A 17,743-nucleotide genomic window follows, 5' to 3' on the forward strand; every position below is an offset into this window, starting at 1 on the left:
CTCTCTTCCTTCCGTCTGGTGTCTTCTTTCGTCAACGATCCCGCCGCCCGGCCGGTTCCTTCAGCGTTGCAGCCTTACCGTCTCGCCGATGCGCATTACGCGGGACTGGCGATAGCCGTCACTTGCGGCGAGAAAACGGTCAGCGGGCGCACGCAGTGCTTCGGGCGAGAGCGCAAAGGTGCCCCAATGGATACCGATACCGAGCGATGCGCGCACGTCGCGCAGGATATCGGCGGCATCTTCCGGCGTCGAGTGCATGTCGGCCACCACCGGCGTGGGCTCGAAGGCGCCGATCGGCACCAGTGCCAGATCATAGGGACCGCGGGTCCGGCCGATCTCGCCGAACACTAGGCGATTATAGGCACTGTCGCCGACAAACAGCGCCGAGCGTGCGGCGATGCGGATATCCCAGGAATAGGCGTCGCCGTCGGGCATGGCGAGCAGGTTGCGGCGGGTGCCGTGCACGGCTGGAAGCGCCGTGATCCGCGCACGGCCTGCGACAACCGTCTCGCCGACCAGCGGATGTTCGACGGTGGCAAAACCGGCGTTCTCGGCATGGCGCTCCAGACCGTCCGGCAGGAAAATGCGGGCTTTTGGGAAGCGCGCGGCAATCGCCTTGAGCGTCGGCGTGTGCAGATGGTCGTAGTCGCCGTGCGAGATCATGACGATGTCGATCGGCGGCAGGTCGTCGAGGCCGATAGGCGGCGTTGCGTGGCGGTGGGGCAGCGGGCTTTCGAGCGAAAAGCCGACAGGAAAGACCGGATCGGTCAGGATGGTCACGCCGCCGAGCCGCAGCAAGACCGAGGAATGACCGAGCCAGGTGACGCTGTCGCCGCGGATGCGCAGGCCGGCGAGCGCCTGCTCCCGGCCGAGCACGAGGCCGTCATCCGCTTCTGCGCGGCGGACATAGAGGCCGGTTGCGATGTTGAGGTGATGCAGCGCCAGGCCGGCGGAGCGCAGGCCGGGCGGCAGGAGGCCCGGATGGGGATCGGCATTGTCGCCCTCCTTCGTCGCGTGGCAGCCGGACAGCACCGCGACGATCAGGGCGGCGACCAACAGGGTCGAAAGTGCGCCCGACATGGCGCGTGGGGGCACGGCAGGGCACGTCTGACGCCGACGGTCGCCGCCCGCACTCTCCTCGGTCAGCATGGGTTTCGGGCCCGCTGCCAACGTCAGCAGCGGGGCAGCGATCCACATGCGCAGCAGCCGAGCAACCAACGCGCGCGGCAGGCCCATAGGTCGATCGCCTGTACTTCCCGCGGCGTCAGCCCGCCCCTGCCCCTTGCCCATGCCATTCCCCAAAAGCCCCTGCATTTGCCGGGGTATTCCCGCTCCATAGAGCCGCATCGCCTTGGCCTTTGCAAGCAGGATCCGCTTGTCGCGCTCTCCTCCTTTCGTCCGTCACCGAACCGTCACCGTTTCTTCATCGGCCTGTGACCGACGCAATCTATGGCGATTGCGTGCAATCATCCGGACCAGGAGCCGCCATGCGCTTGACCGCCCCGATTCTCGCCGCCTTTCTCTCGCTTGTTCCGCTTCTGCCCTCGGACGCCTCGATCAGCTCGACCTCGCCGGTCGGCCAGGCCGGGCTGATCCGCGCGCGGCTTGCGGACGCCAACCGCTTCCGCGACCATATCATGGTGGTGGCGCATCGGGCCGGCTGGAAGGAAAATGGCCAGGTGGTGCGGGCGGAGAATTCGAAGGCGGCGATCGATCATGCGGCGGCGATCGGGGTGGAAATGGTCGAGCTCGACGTGCGCCGCTCGAAGGACGGCGTACTGGTCGTGCTGCATGACGAAACGCTCAATCGGACCACGACTTGCCGGGGCGAGGTCTCCGACGCCATGCTGGCGACGCTCAAAGCCTGCCGGCTGATCGTCGAGGGGACCGGGATTGTCACCGACGAGACCGTGCCGACACTTTCCGAGATGCTCATCCATGCCCGCGGCCGCATCCTCGTCAACATCGACAACAAGCTCGAGCCGGAGGACCTCATCGAGATCGTCGAGACGGCGCGCGGGCTCGACATGGCCGACGGCATCCTGATCAAGACGGCGATCTGGAACGACGAGCGGCTGGACCGAGCCCGCGCCGTCATCGACACGATCGGCCCGGACGTCGCCTTCATGCCGATCCTCGCCGACGACGCGGTGCGTGACGCCGCCTTCGTCGACAGGGTGGCGCAGACATTCTCGCCGCAGGCCGCCGAGATGATCCACTGGCGCCGCACTGAAGCCGAGCCGCTGACCGAGGCCGGCGGGCCGCTGTTTTCGCCGCGCGCCCGGGCCGTGGCGGTGCGCGGCAATTTCCACATGTGGGTCAACACCTATCCGATCACCGACCGGCCCGAAGGCATGGTGGCCGGCGGGCGCGGCGACGGACTGGCCCTTGCCCAGGGACAGCCCGAGGCGGTCTACGGCTTCTGGATCGAGCGCGGCGCGACCATCATCCAGACCGACGAACCGGAGGCGCTGATCGGCTGGCTCGACCGGCAGGGCTATCGCCGGCACTATGGCGGCGGCGATAGCGAGGGTTCGGCCGACGGCACCGCGCCAGCCCCCGCCTGTGCCGCAACGTCTCGCGACACATCCAACGACGGAGGCAGGGCTATCATGGCTTCGGTTTCGCGGAGGTGAAGAAACGCGACGAGATTTTCGCCATGCCATTGATTCCGTTGAATGTGCCGGAAATAATCCCCCAAGAGCGTGGACGTGGGTCGCCCCGTGACGTTTTCTTCTCCATCAGCTAGGCTCCGCTTCCCGACCACAGACGGAGTATTCCCATGCTACGCGGCTTTGCAGCGCTGCTGTTCTTCCAGCTTCTCGGCGAAAGCCTGGTGTTTCTCACCAAGGTATCCGTGCCAGGCCCGGTGATCGGGCTTGTGCTTTTGTTTTTCGCCCTGCAGGCGGGCAAGCGCTTCGCCAAGGCAAGCTTTGCGGGCGTCGAGGGCGCGGCCAATGCGCTGCTGGGCAATCTCGGCCTGCTGTTCGTACCGGCGGGCGTCGGCGTCGTGGCGCTGTGGGACGTGGTGCAGGCGCAGTGGGCGGCGATCAGCGTCGTTCTGGTGGTCTCCGCCGTCTTTACGCTGGCGGTAACGGTCTGGACCTTCATCGCGGCTCGGCGGCTGCTTGCCCAGGGGGCGGACAGCGAATGAGGAGCCCGGTCGAACTCTGGGTCTATCTCTCGGCATCGCCGCTGATCTGGCTGACGCTCACCGTCTGCACCTGGATCGCGGCCTCCGAACTATCGCTCCGGCTGAACCGCAACCCGCTGGTCAACCCGGTATTGACCTCAACGCTGTTCCTGTCGTTAGTGATGACCATTGCCGACATTCCCTACGCGCAGTTCTTCGCCGGCGCGCAATTCGTCCACTTCCTGTTGGGTCCGGCGACGGTGGCGATCGCCATACCGATGTTCCGGCAATGGAAGCGGGTAAAGCAGCTCTTGCTGCCGATCGCGGCGGCGCTGATCGTCGGCTCGCTGGCGGCGGTCGGCTCCGTCGTGGCGCTGGCCTATGCGGTGAGGCTGCCCGAGGACGTGATGATCTCGTTCCTGCCGAAATCGGCGACCGCGGGCGTTGCCATGGCGATCTCCGCCTCGCTCGGCGGCAATCCCTCGCTGACGGCGGTGCTCGTGCTGCTCACTGGCATCACCGGCGCGCTGATCGTCACGCCGTTCATGAACCTGATGCGCATTCGCGACTATGCCGCGCGGGGCTTTGCCGTGGGGCTTACCTCGCACGGGATCGGCACGGCGCGCGCCTATGAGGTGGACGAAACGGCCGGGCTGTTTGCCGGGATCGCCATGGCACTCAACGCGGTGGCGACCTCGGTGATCGTGCCGCTGGCAGCGGCGGTCCTACTGGGATGAAGGGGGTAGATTTGTTGGGTAATGGGTTGGTATCGTTGGTGTGCACGTGCCCCGCGCCCTGACGCAAAAAATCCGGCAGCTGGCCTTGGCCAGATGCCGGATGACGTGTCGCGATGAGCGTTGAGGCGCAGCCCCTCATCCGCCCTTCGGGCACCTTCTCCCCGCGGGCGGGGAGAAGGTGACGGCCTCAGGCGGCCTTTGCACTTTCGCCATAAGGATCGAACCGGCCGTAGAACGTCTCGCCCTTGGCGGCCATTTCCTTCAGGAGCGGGGTCGGCTGGAAGTGGTCGCCGTACTGGGCGGCCAGCGTCTCGCAGAGTTCCACGAAGGTCCTGACGCCCATGCCGTCGATGTAGCTGAGCGTGCCGCCGGTATAGGGAGCGAAGCCGAAGCCGAGGATGGAGCCGACATCGGCTTCGCGCGGATCGGTGACGATGCCTTCTTCCATGGTGCGGGCGGCCTCAAGCGCGATGGTGACGAGCAGGCGCTGCTTGAGCACTTCGACGTCGACCTCATCTGCCTTCTTCTGGGCAAAGAGGTCCTTGAGGCCGGGCCAGAGGAACTTCTTGGCCGGCTTCGCCGGATATTCGTAGAAGCCCTTGGCGTTCTTGCGGCCGCGGCGGTCAAGCTCGTCGACCAGCTTGTTGATCAGCGCCATGTGCTTCGGATCGACCGAGGCCTCGCCCAAATCGGCGATCGAGGCCTTGAGGATCTTCTGGGACAGATCGATCGCCACCTCGTCGTTGAGCGACAACGGCCCGACCGGCATGCCGGCCATCTTGGCGGCATTCTCGATCATGATGGCCGGCACGCCCTCGATCAGCATGTCATAGGCTTCGTGGATGTAGCGGAAGACGCACCGATTGACGTAGAAGCCGCGGGTGTCGTTGACGACGATCGGGGTCTTCTTGATGGCCGCGACATAGTCGAGCGCGACGGCCAGCGCCTTGTCGCCGGTTTCCTTGCCGAGGATCACTTCGGTCAGCATCATCTTCTCGACGGGCGAGAAGAAATGCACGCCGATGAACTGGGCCGGGCGCTTCGAGTTCTTGGCGAGACCGGTGATCGGCAGGGTCGAGGTGTTGGAGGCGAAGATCGAGCCCTCGGGGAGCACGGCTTCGACCGCCTCGATGACGGCCTTCTTGACGTCGCGGTCCTCGAACACGGCCTCGACGACGAGGTCGGCATCCGACAGCGCGGCATAGTCGGCGGACGGGGTGATGAGGGAAAGCAGCTTTTCGCCGTCTTCCTTGGACATGCGGCCCTTGCCGACGGCGCCGGCGACCAGGCCCTCGGAATGGGTCTTGCCCTTGGTGGCGGCCTCGATGTCGCGATCGATCAGGGTGACCGGGATGCCGGCGGCGGCCGTCACATAGGCGATGGAGGCGCCCATGAAGCCGGCGCCGACGACGCCGACCTTGTTGAACTCCGACTTCGGCACGCCGGCCGGGCGGCGGGCGCCCTTGCCGAGCTCCTGCATCGAGACGAACAGCGAGCGGATCATCGAGAAGGCTTCGGTGGTCTGGACGATCTCGGTGAAATAGCGCTGCTCGACCTTGAGCGCTGTATCGAAGGGCAGCTGAAGGCCTTCATAGACGCTCTTCAGGATGGCGAGTGCGGCCGGATAATTGCCGGCGGTTTCGCGGCGCAGGATGGCGGATGCGGCCGGCCAGAGCTGGGCGGCTGCCGGGGTCCAGATACCGCCGCCGGGGACCTTGAAGCCCTTTTCGTCCCACGGGGCGACGGGCTTCAGGCCGTCCTTGATCATCTGTTTTGCGGCCGGGATCAGCTGGTCAGGCTCGACCACCTGGTGGACGAGGTTCATCGCCTTGGCGCGCGAGGCGGTGAGCGACTGGCCGGTAGTCATCATCTGCAGGGCGTCCTGCGTGCCAGCAAGGCGCGAGACGCGCTGGGTGCCGCCAGCGCCGGGGAAGATACCGACCTTGACTTCGGGAAGCGCCATCTTGACCGACTTGGCATTGGAGGCGACGCGGCCGTGGCACGACAGCGCCAGCTCGAAAGCGCCGCCCATGCAGGTGCCGTTGATCGCGGCGACCCAGGGCTTGCCATTGGTCTCGACCTTGCGCCACAGCCAGGACATGCGGCCGGCGGCATCGAACAGCTTCTTCACGGCGCCCGCCGGATCCTTGGCCTTTTCTTCCTCGAGCATGGCGAACATGCCCTTGATCATGGTGAGATCGGCACCGCCGGAGAAGGTCGACTTGCCCGACGTGAATACCACGCCCTTGACGGCCTCGTCGGCGACGGTCTGGTCGACGATCTTTTCGATCTCGTCCATCACCTCGACGGTGAAGACGTTCATCGACTTGTCGGGCATGTTCCAGGTGACCAGCGCAATGCCGTCGGCGTCGGTCTCGATGGTGAAGTTCTTGTAGGTGCTCATGTTGGGATTCCTCTTCCCTTGAAATTCGCGAAGTCGCCGCCGCTCCGAAACAGGTGCGATCCGGCGGGGTTTAAGCCCCTCCCCCTTGCGGGGAGGAGTTGGGGAGGGGAATTTGCTGCAAAGATCCCTCCCGCCTGCCGGTCACCCTCCCCACAAGGGGGGAGGGTTAAGACCCCATCAAACTCTCTCGATGATCGTCGCCGTGCCCATGCCAGCTCCGATGCAGAGCGTGACGAGGGCGGTGTTCAAGTCGCGCCGCTCCAGTTCGTCGAGCACGGTGCCGAGGATCATGGCGCCGGTGGCGCCGAGCGGATGGCCCATGGCGATCGCGCCGCCGGCGACGTTCATCACGTCGTGGCTGACGTTGAAATGCTGCATGAAGCGCAGCACGACGGCGGCGAAGGCCTCGTTCAGCTCGAACAGGTCGATGTCGGAGATCTTCATGCCGGAACGCTTCAGGAGCTTCTCGGTGACGTCGACCGGGCCGGTCAGCATGAGGGCAGGATCGGAGCCGATATTGGTGAAGGCGCGGATGCGGGCGCGCGGCTTCAAGCCCATCGACTGGCCGCCGGCCTTGGAGCCGACCAGCACGGCGGCGGCGCCGTCGACGATGCCGGACGAATTGCCGGCATGGTGGATATAGTTGATCTTCTCGATCTCCGGATGGGCCTGGATGGCGACGGCTTCGAAGCCGCCCATTTCGCCCGGCATCTGGAAGGAGGGGTTGAGGCTGGCGAGCGACTGCATGTCGGTGCCCGGACGCATGTGCTCGTCACGGTCGAGAATGATGAGGCCGTTCTGGTCCTTGACCGGGATGACCGACTTGGCGAAATGGCCCTTTTCCCAGGAGGCGGCGGAGCGCTTCTGGCTCTCGACGGCATAGGCGTCGACGTCGTCGCGGGTAAAGCCATACTTGGTGGCGATCAGGTCGGCTGAGACGCCCTGCGGCATGAAATAGGCCGGGAAATTGACCGAGGGGTCCATGTACCAGGCGCCGCCGGACATGCCCATGCCGATGCGCGACATGCTCTCGACGCCGCCGGCGATGACGATGTCGTCGGAGCCGGCCATGACCTTGCCGGCGGCGAGGTTGATGGCGTCGAGGGCTGAGGCGCAGAAGCGCGAGATCTGGATGCCCGGGGCGGCAAAGGCATAGCCGGCTTCGAAGGCGGCGGCCTTGGGGATGACGGCGCCGGCTTCCATGACCGGGTCGACGCAGCCGAAGATGATGTCGTCGACGGTGGAGGTGTCGAGGCCGTTGCGGTCGCGCAGGGCTTCCAGCGTCTTGGCGGCAAGGCGGGGCGTCGGCACTTCGTGCAGCGAGCCGTCCTTCTTGCCACGGCCGCGCGGCGTGCGCACGTGATCGTAAATGAAGGCTTCAGTCATGTTTTCTCTCCCTTGGTAGCAACCGGGTTGCCGTGGAATTCTCTTGGACCGACGGGCTGGCCCGGCCTTTGCTTCAAGCACCCCCTCACTTGCGATTTCTGACACTTAGCTGAGGCTAAGATGTTGAAATTGCTTTCCCTCCCACAAGGGGAGAAAAACCGCCGCCGCAAACTCGGCACACCCTCTCCCCGTGTGGGAGAGGTTACAAAATCGGCAGCTTAGCGCAGCTAAGTGCCAGATTTTGTTGGTGAGGGGCGTCCTCAGCGAATATCAGAACGCTTCCGCCGCCATTTCCATCACGCTGTCGGCGCCGGCCTCGATGCGGATCTTGCGCAGTGCGGTCTCGGGCATGATCTTCTCCATGAAGAAGCGGCCGGTGAGCAGCTTGTTCTTGAAGTAGTCGGCATCGCCGGTGCCGGACGCCAGGCTTTCGTTGGCGGCCTTAGCCATCTTTGCCCACATGTAGCCGAGCACGACGAGACCGAACATGTGCATGTAGTCGGTCGAGCCGGCGCCGGCATTGTCGGGCTTGGCCATGGCGTTCTGCATGAACCACATGGTTGAGGCCTGCAGGTCGTTCAGGCCCTTCTTTAGCGACTTGGTGAAGAAGGCGAGGTTCTCGTCGGCGCGGTTTTCCTCGCAGAAATCGCCGATTTCCTTGAACATGGCCATAACGGCGCGGCCGCCATTAGCGCCGAGCTTGCGGCCGACGAGGTCGAGCGCCTGAATGCCGTTGGCACCCTCGTAAATCATCGCGATGCGGGCATCGCGGACATACTGGCTCATGCCGTGTTCTTCGATATAGCCGTGGCCGCCGAAGACCTGCTGGGCCATGACGGCATGGTCGAAGCCCTTGTCGGTCAGAACCCCCTTGAGGATCGGGGTGGCGAGGCCGAGGAGGTCGTCAGCGATCTGCTTTTCGGCCGCGTCACCGGAACGATGGGCGATGTCGGACTTGAGTGCGGTCCACAGCGTGAAGGCGCGGCCGGCTTCGGTGAACGACTTGATCGTCAACAGAGCGCGACGGATGTCCGGGTGGACGATGATCGGGTCGGCCTTCTTGTCCGGCGCCTTGACGCCCGAGAGCGAGCGGCCCTGGATGCGCTCGCGCGCATAGCTGACGGCATTCTGGTAGGCGACCTCGGCGATCGACAGGCCCTGGAGACCCACGCCGAGGCGGGCCTCGTTCATCATGACGAACATGGCGGCAAGGCCCTTGTTCTCGGCGCCGAGCAGGTAGCCGGTCGCCTCGTCATAGTTCATCACGCAGGTCGAGTTGCCGTGGATGCCCATCTTGTGCTCGAGGGCGCCGCAGGTCACCGTGTTACGCTCGCCGACCGAACCGTCTTCGTTGACCATGAACTTCGGAACGATGAAGAGCGAGATACCCTTGGTGCCTTCTGGCGCTCCCTCGATGCGGGCGATCACCAGATGGATGATGTTGTCGGTCATGCCGTGTTCGCCGGCCGAGATGAAGATCTTCTGGCCGGAAATCTTGTAGGAGCCGTCGCCCTGCGGCACGGCCTTGGTGCGCAGCAGGCCGAGGTCGGTGCCACAATGGGGCTCGGTCAGGTTCATCGTGCCGGACCAGGTGCCTTCGACCATCTTCGGCAGGTAGGTCTGCTTCTGCGCATCCGAACCATGCACGAGAATGGCGGCGATCGCGCCCTGGGTCAGGCCCGGATACATCATCAACGCCATGTTGGCCGACGACATGTATTCTCCAACGGCAGCGTGCAGCGTGTAAGGCAGGCCCTGGCCGCCGTATTCCGGCGGAACGGCAAGTCCGATCCAACCACCCTGGCAATAGGCGTCATAGGCTTCCTTGAAGCCCTTCGGCACCGTAACGGCTCCATCATCGTGGCGCTTGCAGCCTTCCTGGTCGCCCGAAAGGTTGAGCGGGAAGAGTTGCTCCTCGGCAAGCTTGGCCGCTTCCCCGACGATCGCCTCAATCATGTCCGGCGTCGCATCCTCGAAACCGGGCAAGTTGTGGTAGCGGTCGAGGCCGAGCACATTGTTCAGCACGAAAAGCGTATCATTTACCGGGGCCTTGTAGACAGGCATGGATCTTCTTCCTCCGAAACTGGGTGCCGGACGGGGTCCGGGTGGGTTCAGTCTATATAAAATATTGACGTTTGCGTAAACGTCAATATTTGCCGCCAAGCGGTTTTTTTGGCCATTTCCGATCGCGCACTGCCCCTCCCCAAGTGATCCCGGGTCCTTCAACAGTCGGAATATTTCGCAAAGGTTAAAAGTTTTCCAGCCGGGTTAACGGCTTGTTTACCACGTTTCGTGAATTGTTACGGGTGAAAGGTGATGATCCGCATTGCGTCGCGGCGACATCCGGTTGTCCGGCCCAAGTCCCTGCAATGCTTCCGTTCCCGAGCAGACCGGACGGAGCGACCATCGCCGAGCCTTACCCTCCCCCGGGCCTCCGGGCCGGGACGACCTGAACCGAAGCGAGCAAGACCATGAACGGATCGCGATCTACTCCTTCCCGCCCGGGCGGCGCTACATCGCTAGACGCGCTGAACCGCACGATCGAGGGGCTGGAAGCCCGCATCGAAGGCCTGATGGGAACGACAGCGCGTCCGCGCCCGGCCGAGGAGCCGCGGCGCGAGGGGGTGCGCGAGCGTGTCGAGGAGCGGCTTTCGCGCACCGATCGCGATCATCGCGCCGATCCGCTCGCAGAAATCCGCCAACGCCAGCGCCAGCTCGATGAAAGCCGTCCACGCCCCGGCGACCGCAAACCCTTGCCCGCGCAAGGCGCCGACCGCATGCCCGACCGGTTCACCGATCGCGCAGAACCTTATATTGCCCCGCCGCAGCCGCGCACGAGCACACAAGCATCGGCTGCCTATCCGGCAAACGCCATCACCCAGGAAATAACCCAGGCCCTGCTCGGACTACGACAGGAACTGAAGCAGGACATCTCCGAAGGGCTGGCGCGTGAAATCAGCGGGCTGCGCACCGAAATGCGCGGCATCCGCACCATTGCCGAGCAGTACCGTCCGTCGGAGGACATGCGCGAGGACATCGCCCGCCTTGCCGACAGCATTCACCACCTGGACCAGGTCAGGGCGCCGGGCGCCGAGGGTCTGCGGGCCGAATTCGAGGACCTGCGCTCGCTGATGGATGGTCTGGCACGGGAAGATTCGGTGCGCCAGATGGAGAGCCGCTGGGAGCAGATCGAGGAGCGCCTTGAGGACATCGACCCGGCAGCCTTGAGAGAAGAACTCGTGCGGCTTGCCGAACGGCTTGACGACATCAAGGCTCATCTCGGCACAATGGGCGACAATCGCGCCATCCATGCGCTCGAGGACAAGCTGGTAACGCTCGCCGCGGCGCTTGAACATATCGGCGCCCATATCGATCCGAGCGAGCGGATGATGCAGGAGCAGTTCGCCGGCATCGACATGCGGCTTGACGAGATCACCCGGGCGATTGCCGCCGGGAGCCGGCTTGTCGCCAACGGGCCGGACAATTCGACCTTCCAGCGCATCGAGGACCGGATCGGCGGCCTTGCTCGGCAGATCGAACTGCTCGCGCATAACCCGCACCCGGAGACGGCTTCGTCCGGCGACCTGGGGGACCGGATCGAAGCGCTTGCCGCGCGCATCGAGGAACTGACCGCAGAACAGGCCGCAAGCCGGCTCGAGGAACGTCTCGACCACCTTTCGCAGCTGCTGGAGCGCACTCAGAAGCCGCTGCCACAGCCGGAGCTGACGAGCTATCTGGCCGACATCTCGCGTAAGATCGACGCGCTCGATCACGGCGAAATCAACGACAGACTGGCCGACCGGCTCGATATGCTGGCGCGGCGCATCGAGGAAATCGACGTTTCGGAACCTGCGCCTGCACGCATCGACGACAGCGTGCTGCGCCACTTCGAAGAGCGCCTCAATGCAGTTGTCGACCGGCTCGAAGAGACCAACGTCGCGCCCGCCGGAGACAATGCGAGCCTGCGCGGACTCGAAGAACAGATCGCGCATCTCTCGGCGCTGATCAGCAACCCCTCCGCCGGACCCGACGCCGACAATCCTTTTGCCGGCCGGGTTTCGGCGCTTGAAGACTATATGGCGACCAGCGACGAATACATCATCGAAGCGGCCCGGCAGGCCGCTGAAACGGTCATGGAAAGCTACGCCCGGCGGGCGCCGGTGCATGGGAGCGGGACGGCCGAAGTCGCAGCGCTTTCGGAACTTTCGGACCACCTGCGTCACCTGCAGGACTTCAGCCGCAATTCCGAGGAGCGCACCCAGCGGACCTTTGAGGCCCTGCACGACACGCTGGTGCAGATCGCCACCCGGCTCGACCAGATGGGCGAAGGCAGCGAGCACAACGCACCCGCGCCGGCAATGCACGAGGCCCTCTCTTCCGAGCCCGTCCCGCCGGTCGCGACGGCAGCCAGACAAACTGCCCCGGAGGTTGCTCTGCCGGCGGTCGCCCCGCATAAAGTCAACGGGCACGCGCTCAGCCATGATCAGGCCGATACGCTGACGACCGACGCGGCCATCGACGAAGGTTTCCGCGCCGACAGGAAGGCCGAAAAGCCACGTCTGCTCGCCGGACTGGGCAGGCGTCTGCTGCCGGGTCCGAAGAAGGAGGAGCAGTCCGCCTCCGGCCGACGCCACATCGATGAAGCCCCGTCGATCGACCCTACCGAAGTACTGCCGCCCGACGAAGCCAACGAACTGCTGGAGCCCGGCTCCGGCGCGCCCGATGTCCGTAAGATTCTGGAGCGTGTGAGAGCGAGCCAGGCCAACCAGGGTGCGAATGCAGGTTCCGGTGACAACGATGACCGCGCCGACTATATCGCCGCTGCGCGCCGTGCCGCCCAGGCCGCCGCGATGGAAATGGAATACACACCCAGAACCGTCGCAACCGCGCAGGAGAATGCGCAAGAGAAGGCATCCCGTATTACCCGCTATCGCCGGCCGATCATGATGGCGGTCGGCGCGATCCTTCTGGCTGCGATGGCCATGCCACTCGTCAACACGCTGACGCGCGGCGAGAACTCGCCGGCAGCGCTCGAGGCTCCCCAGCCGGACGAAAGCAGCATGGCACCGACCGCTGGTGGTGCGGAAACGGCCGCGCAGAGCACTGCCGCGCCTTCCCTTGTGGATGTATCCGTGCTCACCGCGGGGCCTGCCGCGACCGAACCGACGATCATGGCCGACGCTACGGCTCAGGCGAGCACAACCCTGATCGATCGCACGCCGCTCGGCGAAAGCGATCCCCAAACACTGAAGCCCGCCGGCGACGTTCAGGTCGATGGTTTTGCGGCTGCACGGAGCGCATCGTCCGCCGTCGCGGCCACGGACGCCGCTCCGGACGCCGAAGTCGCAGCCCAACCGGCGACGACGGTAGCCGCCGAGATTATCGTTCCGGCAGAAATCACCCCGCCGTCGCTGGTGCTTGCCGCCAAGCAGGGCGATCCCCTGGCCCTCTTCGAAATCGGCGCGCGCTATACCGACGGCCGAGGTGTTCCGGGCGATTTCGCCGAGGCGGCGAAGTGGTACAAGCTCTCCGCCGACAAGGGTTTCGCCCCGGCCCAGTATCGCCTCGCCAACCTGCTTGAAAAGGGCGCCGGCGTTCCGCGCGATATCGTGACTGCCAAGGCGCTCTACCAGCAGGCCGCAGATGCCGGCAATGCGAGCGCCATGCATAATCTCGCCGTTCTCCATGCCTCGGGCAGTGACGGCGTGCAGGATTACACCAAGGCGGCGGAATGGTTCGGCAAGGCTGCGGAACACGGCATTTCCGACAGCCAGTTCAACCTTGCCATCCTCTATGCCCGCGGCAATGGCGTGCCGCAGGACCTCAATGCCTCCTACAAGTGGTTCGCGTTGGTTGCCAAGGAGGGCGACAAGGACGCTGCGCAGAAGCGCGACGAGGTGGCCAATGCGATGAAGCCGGAACAGCTGGCACAGGCGCGCGCCGAGGTCGACCTGTGGAAGGCAAAACCGCTCGACGTCGATGCCAATTCGGCCAATGTGCCGGACGAATGGGTCGGCAAGGGGCTGAAGACCGCCAGCGTCGACATGAAGAAGGCGATCCGCAACATCCAGGCGATCCTGAACAAGAACGGCTTTGATGCCGGCACGCCGGACGGCGTGATGGGGAATCAGACGGTTTCCGCCATCAAGGCCTTCCAGACGTCGATCGGCCAGGACCCGACCGGCCAGGTGACCGACAAACTGGTGAACGAGCTTCTCGCACGCAACAAATAGGCGGCGACCGTCATAAAAAGGGAAAAAAGCCGGCGTATGGCAGGCTTCATAATTGACTCGCTCCGCCTGCGGGCGCAAGAAGGAACTGATATAGGTCAAGTCCGATCAAGGACTTGAGCCTGTTTCGCTTTCTGCCGAACACAGGTGGCATTCCCGACTTGACCCCCTATTGAGCCCGCTCCGGCGGGCCGACGCATTTGAGGTCCGAGCGTGACGATCTACCTGCCGATCGCAGAACTTTCGGTGAATATTTTCATCATTCTCGGGATGGGTGCGGCCGTCGGATTTCTGTCCGGCATGTTTGGCGTCGGCGGGGGCTTTCTCATCACGCCGTTGTTGATCTTCTACAATATTCCCCCCGTTGTCGCGGTCGCGACCGGTGCCAACCAGGTCGTTGCCTCATCGGTTTCCGGGGCGATCAGCCATTTCCGCCGCGGCACACTCGACATGAAGCTCGGCCTCGTACTGCTTGTCGGCGGTCTGGTCGGCGCATCGATCGGGGTGCTGATTTTTTCCTGGCTCAGGCGCCAGGGTCAGCTCGACCTGGTGATCTCGCTGCTCTACGTCATCTTCCTGGGAACGGTCGGCGTGCTGATGCTGATGGAGAGCCTAAACGCCATGCGGCGCGCGGCGAGGAACCAGCCGATCAGCCGGAAGCGGCCGGGCCAGCACAACTGGGTGCACCGCCTGCCCTTCAAGATGCGGTTCAAGAAGTCTAAGATCTATCTCAGCGTCCTGCCGATCATCGCGCTCGGGTTTGCCGTCGGCATCCTGACCTCAGTCATGGGCGTCGGCGGTGGTTTCATCATGGTCCCGGCGATGATCTATCTCTTGCGCATCCCGACCAATGTCGTGGTCGGGACGTCGCTTTTCCAGATCATCTTCACCACCGCCTACACCACCGTGGTGCAGGCCGCGACCAACTACTCGGTCGATATCGTGCTGGCCTTCATCCTGATGCTGGCCGGCGTCGTCGGCGCGCAATATGGCGTTCGGGTCGGCCAGAAGCTGCGCGGCGAGCAGTTGCGTGCGCTGCTCGGCCTTCTGGTTCTGGCGGTCGGCCTGCGGCTGGCGGTCGAACTGGTGCTGACGCCGGACGATCTCTATTCCCTCGCGATCGGAGGCTGAAGATGCAGTCCTTGCTGTTCGCAGTCCTGATTTTTGCCGGCAGCCTCCTCTGCGGCCCGGCCTTTGCACAAGTACCGCTCGCAGCCGACATGACCGGCAAGGAAGATCTCGAGATCGGCACTTCGACGAGCGAGATCGCCATCACCTCGGATTTCCGCGGCGCCGACCTCACGATTTTCGGGTCCGTGATCAACAGCGACGCGCTGCTTCTCGCCATCGGCCAATATGACGTGGTGGTGACGCTGGAAGGCCCGCGCGACGACGCCACGGTGCGCCGCAAGGAGCGTCTGTTCGGCATATGGGTCAACCGCACCTCAATGACCTTCGAGCGCATGCCGACTTCCTATTCCCTGGCGAGCACGCGGGCGCTAGCGGATATCACCAAGCCACAGACGCTGACCGAGCTCGGCATCGGTATCGACCATCTGGCGCTGACCCCGACCGGCTATCTCAGCGGTGCGGCCAATCTCACGGAATTTCGCCAGGCCTTTCGCCGCCTCAAGCAGGCCGGCGGTTACTACCAGGGCCAGGACGCCGGTGTCCGTTTCGTCAGTTCGAGCCTGTTCAAGGCGACGCTCAGGCTGCCGGCCAGCATACCCGACGGCGTCCATATCGTCCGTGCCTACCTGTTCAAGACAGGCGAATTCATCGCCGAGCGGGACCTGCCGTTGCGGGTCATCAAGACCGGGCTCGAGGATTCGATCTCGCGGGCCGCGCATGAGAGCCCGCTCTCCTACGGCCTGTTCGCCGTCCTGCTTGCCGTGATCACCGGATGGGGCGCAAGCCTTATCTTCCGGCGCGACTAAGACCCTTTCGCCGCGTCCATCCTGGCCCTGACCTCGAGATAGGCTTCGGTCAGCCGCGCCAGGGCGGATGGCGTGTCTGCGGGCATCGGTACACCGAGGTGAAGCGCGCGCAGCTCGGCCATGAAATCCTGCCAGAGCGACCGCCCGCCCTGTTCCAGCAGTTCGGCACGGATCGCCAGATCTTCCGAGACGGGCAGATGCTTTCTCCCCCAGGCGCCCATTTCGGCAAGGAGCGGCACGAGGTCGATCGACATTTCGGTGAGGCTGTAGATGCCTTTCTGCTTGTGGGTCGGATCGTCGGCGCGGCTGAGCAGCCCCTTTCCGACCAGCTTTTTCAGGCGGTCAGTGAGGATGTTGGAGGCGATACCCTCCTCGGAATTCTGCAAAAGTTCGCGGAAATGGCGGCGGTTGCCGAACATCACATCGCGGATGACGATCAGGCTCCAGCGGTCGCCGAGAACCTCGAGCGTCAGGTTGATCGGGCATCCGGAGCGGTGGGGGTCGGACATGACATCTCCTCTCGACCAGTTGCGATCTGCCATCAGTTGAGCTAAAAGACAACTGATTGCATATTGCAAGCGGTTTTGAGCATCTATACGGGAGGACGCCATGCGCAAACTGATCATCTGGAATCTGATGACCCTCGACGGCTATTTCGAGGGAAAATCCCCCTGGGATCTTGCCTTCCACGAGCACGTCTGGGGCGGGGAACTGCGGGCCTATTCACTGGAGATCGGCCGGGATGCGGACCTGCTGGTCTTTGGCCGAAAGACCTATGAGGGCATGGCGGCGTATTGGGTCGACGCCGCCGAAGAACTCGAGATCAAGGAATATATGAACGCGATCGCCAAGATCGCCGTATCGCGGACGCTGACGCATGCCGACTGGAACAACACCCGCATCGTTCGCGACATCGTCGGCGAACTCACCACGCTGAAAGCGCAGCCCGGCAAGGACATTTTCGTCTTCGGCAGCGCCGAGTTGACGGACAGTTTGTTGAAGGCAGGCCTGGTCGACGAGATAAGGCTCTGCATCGTGCCGGTGGTGCTCGGCGGCGGCAATCCGCATTTCAAGCAGGCCGAAACGCCACGCGTCTTCACGCTGCTCGAGACCCGGCCGCTGAAGACCGGCGGGGTGGTCCTGCGCTATGCCCCTGCCCCGGCGGAAAGCTGACCTCAGCCGATGAGGTTGGAGAAGCGCACCGAATAGACCCGGTCGCGGCCGAGCAGATGGGCGATGAGGGCCGTGCGGTCGAACAGGCCTGTGAAGGCCTTGTGGCGAAGATCGAGGCCGCCGGTCAGTACGCCGAAGGCCGGCATCATCAGGCGCGTGCCATCGCTGGCGAAGCAGGGACGGCGCACCGATTTTTCGCGGCGGCGCACGGTGGCGCAGGGATGCAGGTGGCCGGCCACCTCGCCCCTGGCGGCGGCAAGGCTCGGCTCGTGGCGGAAGGTCAGTCCGCCATAGGCGAGTTCGTCGACCGAAATGCCGGGCAGGTTGGACGTGCCGTCCGGATCGTGGTTGCCGTTGATCCAGATCCATTCGCGGCCGGCCGCTATCAGCGTGATGCGCTGGCGGAAGGCCTCGGGCATCAGCACCGAGCCGACCGGATCGTGGAAATTGTCGCCCAGGCTGACGACGATCTTGGGATCATGGCGGACGATCACCCCTTCGAGGATCTTCAGGGTCGCGAGCGTGTCATAGGGCGGCAGAAGCTGGCCGCGGCGGGCGAAGGCGGCGCCCTTTTCCAGATGCAGGTCCGAGACGACCAGCATGGACAGATCGGGAAGATAGAGCGCGCCGGACGGATCGCAGACGGCGCTCACGCCTTGAAACGCGATCTCCACCGGGGGTGGCGTCTCGTCGGCGGCAAGGCGTCGTGCTGTCAAACTGGTCATTCCGTGTTCCCGGCCGCT

Annotated in this window: 13 protein-coding genes; 7 read left to right on the top strand and 6 right to left on the bottom strand. The window is 64.3% G+C overall.

All coding sequences use genetic code 11. From position 1 onward, the window contains the following. Window positions 1-60: 60 nt before the first annotated feature. Window positions 61-1,236, bottom strand: a complete 1,176-nt coding sequence (locus ACWPVA_RS13910) for an MBL fold metallo-hydrolase (protein ID WP_454288252.1) — start codon at window positions 1,234-1,236, stop codon at window positions 61-63. A 251-nt stretch (window positions 1,237-1,487) separates the two neighbouring features. Here ACWPVA_RS13910 and ACWPVA_RS13915 point away from each other — a divergent pair, with 251 nt between their 5' ends. The 3 genes from ACWPVA_RS13915 to ACWPVA_RS13925 all read left to right on the top strand — a co-directional run bounded on the left by ACWPVA_RS13915 (window position 1,488) and on the right by ACWPVA_RS13925 (window position 3,870). Then, the gene (locus ACWPVA_RS13915; RefSeq protein ID WP_454288253.1) at window positions 1,488-2,636 is read left to right on the top strand and encodes a glycerophosphodiester phosphodiesterase family protein; all 1,149 of its coding nucleotides are present in this window, start codon (window positions 1,488-1,490) and stop codon (window positions 2,634-2,636) included. Between the two features lie 146 nt (window positions 2,637-2,782). After that, complete coding sequence (locus tag ACWPVA_RS13920; protein ID WP_454288254.1) at window positions 2,783-3,154, top strand: CidA/LrgA family protein; 372 nt, start codon at window positions 2,783-2,785, stop codon at window positions 3,152-3,154. After that, window positions 3,151-3,870 (top strand): LrgB family protein, encoded by a 720-nt coding sequence (locus ACWPVA_RS13925; RefSeq protein ID WP_454288255.1) that lies wholly within the window; start codon window positions 3,151-3,153, stop codon window positions 3,868-3,870. The genes ACWPVA_RS13920 and ACWPVA_RS13925 overlap by 4 nt, the downstream gene beginning before the upstream one ends. Before the next feature lie 187 nt (window positions 3,871-4,057). On the opposite strand, the gene ACWPVA_RS13930 is transcribed toward ACWPVA_RS13925, so the two are convergent. The 3 genes from ACWPVA_RS13930 to ACWPVA_RS13940 all read right to left on the bottom strand — a co-directional run bounded on the left by ACWPVA_RS13930 (window position 4,058) and on the right by ACWPVA_RS13940 (window position 9,724). Continuing rightward, window positions 4,058-6,274: an FAD-dependent oxidoreductase gene (locus ACWPVA_RS13930; protein WP_454288256.1), complete on the bottom strand. Its 2,217-nt coding sequence runs from the start codon at window positions 6,272-6,274 to the stop codon at window positions 4,058-4,060. A gap of 177 nt (window positions 6,275-6,451) precedes the next feature. Beyond that, window positions 6,452-7,660 carry an acetyl-CoA C-acetyltransferase gene (locus tag ACWPVA_RS13935; RefSeq protein ID WP_454288257.1) on the bottom strand — a complete coding sequence of 403 codons (1,209 nt, stop codon included), beginning with the start codon at window positions 7,658-7,660 and terminating at the stop codon, window positions 6,452-6,454. Between the two features lie 270 nt (window positions 7,661-7,930). After that, window positions 7,931-9,724 carry an acyl-CoA dehydrogenase C-terminal domain-containing protein gene (locus ACWPVA_RS13940; protein ID WP_454288258.1) on the bottom strand — a complete coding sequence of 598 codons (1,794 nt, stop codon included), beginning with the start codon at window positions 9,722-9,724 and terminating at the stop codon, window positions 7,931-7,933. Window positions 9,725-10,131: 407 nt separating this feature from the next. Here ACWPVA_RS13940 and ACWPVA_RS13945 point away from each other — a divergent pair, with 407 nt between their 5' ends. The 3 genes from ACWPVA_RS13945 (at window position 10,132) to ACWPVA_RS13955 (ending at window position 15,827) form a co-directional block, all read left to right on the top strand. Continuing rightward, window positions 10,132-13,893 (top strand): peptidoglycan-binding protein, encoded by a 3,762-nt coding sequence (locus tag ACWPVA_RS13945; protein WP_454288259.1) that lies wholly within the window; start codon window positions 10,132-10,134, stop codon window positions 13,891-13,893. A 210-nt stretch (window positions 13,894-14,103) separates the two neighbouring features. Then, window positions 14,104-15,021, top strand: coding sequence for a sulfite exporter TauE/SafE family protein (locus tag ACWPVA_RS13950; protein WP_454288260.1), 918 nt, complete (start codon window positions 14,104-14,106; stop codon window positions 15,019-15,021). Window positions 15,022-15,023: 2 nt separating this feature from the next. Further along, window positions 15,024-15,827: a TIGR02186 family protein gene (locus ACWPVA_RS13955; protein WP_454288261.1), complete on the top strand. Its 804-nt coding sequence runs from the start codon at window positions 15,024-15,026 to the stop codon at window positions 15,825-15,827. Here ACWPVA_RS13955 and ACWPVA_RS13960 read toward each other — a convergent pair. Next, window positions 15,824-16,336 (bottom strand): winged helix-turn-helix transcriptional regulator, encoded by a 513-nt coding sequence (locus tag ACWPVA_RS13960; protein ID WP_454288262.1) that lies wholly within the window; start codon window positions 16,334-16,336, stop codon window positions 15,824-15,826. The two genes, ACWPVA_RS13955 and ACWPVA_RS13960, sit on opposite strands and share 4 nt — an antisense overlap. Window positions 16,337-16,436: 100 nt before the next feature. Between ACWPVA_RS13960 and ACWPVA_RS13965 the strand changes: the two genes are divergently transcribed. Beyond that, window positions 16,437-17,000, top strand: coding sequence for a dihydrofolate reductase family protein (locus ACWPVA_RS13965; RefSeq protein ID WP_454288263.1), 564 nt, complete (start codon window positions 16,437-16,439; stop codon window positions 16,998-17,000). A gap of 2 nt (window positions 17,001-17,002) precedes the next feature. On the opposite strand, the gene pdeM is transcribed toward ACWPVA_RS13965, so the two are convergent. Beyond that, entirely contained in the window at window positions 17,003-17,725 is a 723-nt protein-coding gene (gene pdeM, locus ACWPVA_RS13970) for a ligase-associated DNA damage response endonuclease PdeM (protein WP_454288264.1), read from the bottom strand. Between the last annotated feature and the right edge of the window lie 18 nt (window positions 17,726-17,743).

The organism is Rhizobium arsenicireducens, assembly GCF_964021225.1.

What these genes read in the sequence shown, in the direction of transcription:
- ACWPVA_RS13930 (WP_454288256.1), bottom strand. Translation starts at nt 6,274, where the DNA reads ATGAGCACCTACAAGAACTTCACCATCGAGACCGACGCCGACGGCATT.
- ACWPVA_RS13965 (WP_454288263.1), top strand. Translation starts at nt 16,437, where the DNA reads ATGCGCAAACTGATCATCTGGAATCTGATGACCCTCGACGGCTATTTC.
- ACWPVA_RS13940 (WP_454288258.1), bottom strand. Translation starts at nt 9,724, where the DNA reads ATGCCTGTCTACAAGGCCCCGGTAAATGATACGCTTTTCGTGCTGAAC.
- ACWPVA_RS13910 (WP_454288252.1), bottom strand. Translation starts at nt 1,236, where the DNA reads ATGGGCCTGCCGCGCGCGTTGGTTGCTCGGCTGCTGCGCATGTGGATC.
- ACWPVA_RS13920 (WP_454288254.1), top strand. Translation starts at nt 2,783, where the DNA reads ATGCTACGCGGCTTTGCAGCGCTGCTGTTCTTCCAGCTTCTCGGCGAA.
- ACWPVA_RS13945 (WP_454288259.1), top strand. Translation starts at nt 10,132, where the DNA reads ATGAACGGATCGCGATCTACTCCTTCCCGCCCGGGCGGCGCTACATCG.
- ACWPVA_RS13960 (WP_454288262.1), bottom strand. Translation starts at nt 16,336, where the DNA reads ATGTCCGACCCCCACCGCTCCGGATGCCCGATCAACCTGACGCTCGAG.
- pdeM (WP_454288264.1), bottom strand. Translation starts at nt 17,725, where the DNA reads ATGACCAGTTTGACAGCACGACGCCTTGCCGCCGACGAGACGCCACCC.
- ACWPVA_RS13915 (WP_454288253.1), top strand. Translation starts at nt 1,488, where the DNA reads ATGCGCTTGACCGCCCCGATTCTCGCCGCCTTTCTCTCGCTTGTTCCG.
- ACWPVA_RS13925 (WP_454288255.1), top strand. Translation starts at nt 3,151, where the DNA reads ATGAGGAGCCCGGTCGAACTCTGGGTCTATCTCTCGGCATCGCCGCTG.
- ACWPVA_RS13935 (WP_454288257.1), bottom strand. Translation starts at nt 7,660, where the DNA reads ATGACTGAAGCCTTCATTTACGATCACGTGCGCACGCCGCGCGGCCGT.
- ACWPVA_RS13955 (WP_454288261.1), top strand. Translation starts at nt 15,024, where the DNA reads ATGCAGTCCTTGCTGTTCGCAGTCCTGATTTTTGCCGGCAGCCTCCTC.